The following is a 4,407-nucleotide window of genomic DNA, read 5'->3' as shown; positions in this document are numbered from 1 at the left end:
CCTCCGGCCACGCCGGTTTTCTCGCCTCGGTGCCGGGGGCGCCCGTGGGCGCGAAGACCGGGACGGCCGAATTCGGAAACGACAACCCGCCCAAGACGCATGCCTGGATCGTTGCAGTGCACGGAGACCTGGCCGTGGCAGTGTTCGTGGAAGACGGCGGCCTCGGTGCAACAACCAGCGGCCCGTTGCTCAAGTCGTTCCTGACCGCGGCCGGCTGAGCGTCGCAGACCGCTGACCCACCACCGTCCGATCAGCGCCCTGTGAGCATGGGTCAGCTGCAGTGGTACATGGAGGGCATGAGGCACGCGCGCCTGGCGGCCGTGTTCGGCGTGATCGGAATCTTCTCATTGGGCGTTGTTTTCGGACCCTTGGCCATTATGCAGGCTAAGAAAGCCGAGGGATTCGGGGTAGCGGCCCAGGATGGAAAGATCCTCGGTTGGGTGGGGATCGGCCTGTTCATCTTATGGGTCCTGTTTTTCGTTGCCTACATTGTCCTGTTCGCAGCGATCATCGCGAACTTGCCACACACCCCGTACCCGGGCCGCACCGGCTCGTAACGGAACATTTCCTGACCGCGGCAGGCCCAGCTGCACGGGATTCGCCGCGATATGTGAGCGAGGGTCGCCCGAAAGGGGGCGATATGTGAGCGAGCGTCGCAGGGGGGATGGGCGCCCTCTGGACAGGTATTTCCGGCGGGTGCACACTTAATTCAACGCTTGTTGAATTAGTTGCGGCAATGAAGTTCAACTCCGGGAGTGGCCATGAACCAGCCTGAAAGCACCACATGCGTCGTCGTGGGTGGCGGTCCCGCGGGGGTGATGCTCGGACTCTTGCTGGCAAGGGCAGGCGTCGAGGTCACGGTCCTCGAAAAGCATGCCGACTTCCTGCGCGATTTCCGCGGCGACACCGTCCATGCCTCCACCATCCGGCTCTTGGATGAGCTTGGGCTGGGCGAAGGATTCCGGGCCTTGCCGCAAAGCAAGCTCGGCAATTTCAAACTCCCGGCGGGCGGCAAGGAAGTGACCCTGGCCGACTTCGACCGCCTCAAGCCGCCTTACGATTACGTAGCCATGGTTCCGCAGTGGGACCTCCTGAACTTCCTGGTGGACGCCGCCGAGCAGGAACCGCAGTTCACGCTCCGGATGAACACTGAGGCCACGGACCTGCTGTACGACGACGGCGGGAAGGTCGCCGGGGTGGCGTACCGCACCCGGGACGCGGCAACCGGCGTCGAAACCGGGACGGGGGAGCTTCGCGCGACGTTGACGGTGGCATGCGACGGCCGCGGCTCGGTGCTCCGGCAAAAGGCAGGACTGGTCCCCCGCGAGTTCCCCGTGCCGTTCGACACCTGGTGGTTCAGGCTCTCCCGGCACGCGGACGAGCAGGAACAGTTGGCCTCGATCATGCCCCGCTTCTCCGGTGCCGATGTCCTCCTCAGCCTGACCCGAAAGGATTTTTACCAGATCGCCTACATCGCGGAGAAGGGCAAGGACCGCAATTGCGGGCAGAAGGGGTGGAGAGCTTCCGTGCCCGCGTGGCCCGCATCCGCCCGGATCTCGCGGACCGCGTGGACGAAATCAGCTCGATGGACGATCTCCATTTGCTCGACGTGAAGCTCAACCGGATCAAGCCGTGGCACAAACCAGGTCTGCTCCTCATCGGAGACGCCGCCCACGCCATGTCTCCCGCGGGCGGTGTGGGGATCAACCTCGCCATCCAGGATGCCGTCGCCGCTGCCCAGCGCATCGCCCGCCCATTGCTTCAAGGCACCCTTGGCGAGTCAGATCTCGCTTCGGTGCAGAAGCGGCGATGGTTCCCCACCGTGGTGATCCAGAATGTGCAGCTTGTCATTCAGAAAGCGGTCTTCGGTCCCGCTGTGAAAGGCCGGTTGATGGGCCCGCCGAGTCCAGTGGTCTTTGTCGCGCTCCACGTTCCTTGGTTCCGGAAACTTCCAGCACTCATGATCGCCTTCGGCCCGCGGCCGGAGCACGCCCCCGATTTCGCGCGCCGGAAGTCCGCCGTGACGCGGAAGTCGGTGTGAACAGGGGGCGCCGCCCCGGACAAGTGAGCAGCCGGGACGCAGTTCTCAGGGCGGCCCGCGAACAGTTCAGCCGCAAAGGATATGACGCCGCAACAGTCCGGGCCATCGCGGCCGAGGCCGGCGTGGATCCGTCCATGATCAACCATCATTTCGGCACCAAGGAGCAGCTGTTCATGGCTGCGCTCGAATCACCCGTGGATCCCAAGGACCACGTGTCGGCTGTCTTGAACGGGCCACGGGAGGACGTCGGGGAGAGGCTGGTGACCCGCTTCCTGACCGTGTGGGACTCGCCAGCGGGGGCAGCCGGCGTCGCGGTTTTGCGCACGGCGATGCAGCACGAGTGGAGTGCCGCGCTGGTCCGCGAGTTCATCCTGAACCGCGCTATCAAACCGCTTCTTGCGGGCCTGGGGGTGCCTGCGGAAGAGGCCTCGTGGCGCGGAAACCTGGTGGCATCGCAGCTTTCCGGACTCATCCTGACCCGATACCTCGTCAAACTGGAGCCGATCGCCTCGGCGCCGCACGCCGTCGTCGTCCGGGCGTTGGGGCCGACAATCCAGCGGTATCTCACTGGCGCGGTTGGTGCGGACCACCTGGGCGGCTGAGGAGTCCCCCGCGGTCCGTGGGAAGATTGAACGCGTGGCCCATATTGACGTTTCAGGCATCGACTACTTCCTCTCCGACGGCACCCAATTGCTCAACGGAGTGACATTCAAGGTCCCGGACGGCAGCAAAACAGCCCTGATCGGGCCCAACGGAACGGGAAAGACCACCCTGTTCAAGATCATCGCGGGTGACCTTACGCCTGACGAGGGAGTGGTAGGCCGTTCCGGCACGATGGGCATCATGCGCCAGTTCGTCGGCCAGGTCCGCGACGAATCCACCGTCCGCGACCTGCTCGTTTCCGCTGCGCCGCCGGCCCTCGCCGCGGCCGCCAAGGCGGTCGAGGACGCCGAGCTCGCCATGATGGAGCACGACGACGAGCCCACCCAAATGCGGTACGCCCAGGCGATCGTGGACTGGGGAGACGCCGGAGGGTACGACGTCGAGACCGTCTGGGACGAGGTCTGCATGGCCGCACTGGGCATCCCCTTTGACCGCGCACAGCATCGCCCGGCGTCGAGCCTTTCGGGCGGCGAGCAAAAGCGGCTGGTGCTTGAGGCGCTCTTCTCCGGACCTGACCAACTGCTGCTCCTCGACGAACCGGACAACTACCTCGATGTTCCCGGCAAGCGTTGGCTCGAAAGCAAACTCAACGAATCCAAGAAGACCGTCTTCTTCATCAGCCACGACCGCGAGCTGCTCAACAATGCCGCAGGCCGCATCGTGACGCTGGAACCCGGCATCAACGGCGCCGGCGCCTGGGTGCACGGCGGCGGCTTCGGCACCTATGTGGACGCGCGGATCGACCGCAATGCGCGATTCGAGGAACTGCGCAAGCGCTGGGACGAGGAGCACCTGAAGCTCAAGGAACTCGTCATCATGTACAAGACCAAAGCGGCCTTCCGCTCGGACATGGCCAACAAATACCAGGCCGCCCAGACGCGGCTCGCCAAGTTCCTGGAGGCCGGGCCGCCCGAAGCCCTGCCGCTCGAGCAGAACGTGCACATGCGCCTCAAGGGAGGCCGGACGGCCAAGCGCGCCGTGGTGGCTGAAAAGCTTGAACTCACGGGACTGATGAAGCCGTTCTCCACCGAGATCTGGTTCGGAGACCGGGTCGGCGTGCTGGGTTCCAACGGCTCGGGAAAGAGCCACTTCCTGCGGCTCCTGGCCGCCGGTGGCACCGACCCGGAGCGCGAACATTTGCCGGTTTCCGACGTCGAAATCGCTGAAGTTCCGCACGAAGCACCGTCAAACTGGGTGCCAGGATCCGACCCGGATTCTTCGCGCAGACCCATTCCCGCCCGGACCTCCTGGGCCGGACGCTCCTGGACATCCTGCACCGCGGTGACGAACACCGTTCCGGGCTGGGCCGCGAAGCCGCTTCGGGCGCGCTCGACTCCTACGGGCTGGTGGGCTCGGCCGAGCAGAAGTACGAGTCGCTGTCGGGTGGGCAGCAGGCGCGGTTCCAGATCCTGCTCCTCCAGCTCTCCGGAGCCACGCTCTTGCTCCTGGATGAACCCACGGACAACCTGGACCTGCACTCGGGCGAAGCCTTGGAGCGCGCGATCGACGCGTTCGAGGGCACCGTTCTTGCCGTCACGCACGACCGTTGGTTCGCGAAGTCCTTCGACCGTTTCCTCGTCTTCGGATCCGACGGCAAAGTCTACGAGTCCGACGAGCCCGTCTGGGACGAGTCGCGGGTAGAGCGGGCGCGCTAGCTTCCAGCCGCTTCCCCTGGGGGCGGCGAGCCCGGGTCCCGATGCGGG

5 protein-coding genes and 1 pseudogene are annotated in these 4,407 nt (G+C 65.2%); all 6 read left to right on the top strand.

Translation table 11 applies throughout. From position 1 onward, the window contains the following. On the top strand, nucleotides 1-218 hold a 218-nt coding region (locus tag AHiyo1_RS26775), incomplete at its 5' end, for a penicillin-binding transpeptidase domain-containing protein (protein WP_253257321.1). 78 nt (nucleotides 219-296) lie between these two features. Further along, a complete protein-coding gene (locus tag AHiyo1_RS13020; protein ID WP_059388848.1) occupies nucleotides 297-557 on the top strand; it encodes a hypothetical protein in 261 nt (86 codons plus the stop codon). A gap of 204 nt (nucleotides 558-761) precedes the next feature. Then, the gene (locus AHiyo1_RS13015; protein WP_253257320.1) at nucleotides 762-1,613 is read left to right on the top strand and encodes an FAD-dependent monooxygenase; all 852 of its coding nucleotides are present in this window, start codon (nucleotides 762-764) and stop codon (nucleotides 1,611-1,613) included. After that, nucleotides 1,568-2,041, top strand: coding sequence for an FAD-dependent monooxygenase (locus AHiyo1_RS26770; RefSeq protein ID WP_253257319.1), 474 nt, complete (start codon nucleotides 1,568-1,570; stop codon nucleotides 2,039-2,041). Before AHiyo1_RS13015 ends, AHiyo1_RS26770 begins: the two co-directional genes overlap by 46 nt. Next, entirely contained in the window at nucleotides 2,038-2,643 is a 606-nt protein-coding gene (locus tag AHiyo1_RS13010) for a TetR/AcrR family transcriptional regulator (RefSeq protein ID WP_059388847.1), read from the top strand. Before AHiyo1_RS26770 ends, AHiyo1_RS13010 begins: the two co-directional genes overlap by 4 nt. 34 nt (nucleotides 2,644-2,677) lie before the next feature. After that, nucleotides 2,678-4,359: pseudogene (locus tag AHiyo1_RS13005) on the top strand (ABC-F family ATP-binding cassette domain-containing protein). Nucleotides 4,360-4,407: the final 48 nt, after the last annotated feature.

The sequence above is a fragment of the Arthrobacter sp. Hiyo1 genome, assembly GCF_001263615.2.
Classification (GTDB): Bacteria; Actinomycetota; Actinomycetes; order Actinomycetales; family Micrococcaceae; genus Arthrobacter.
The sequence above is the reverse complement of the archived record's forward strand: the minus strand, read 5'-3'. Positions and strand labels throughout refer to the sequence as shown.

Bases quoted from the DNA above. Each gene is read 5' to 3' on its own strand.
- AHiyo1_RS13020 (WP_059388848.1), top strand. From the start codon at position 297: ATGAGGCACGCGCGCCTGGCGGCCGTGTTCGGCGTGATCGGAATCTTC.
- AHiyo1_RS13015 (WP_253257320.1), top strand. From the start codon at position 762: ATGAACCAGCCTGAAAGCACCACATGCGTCGTCGTGGGTGGCGGTCCC.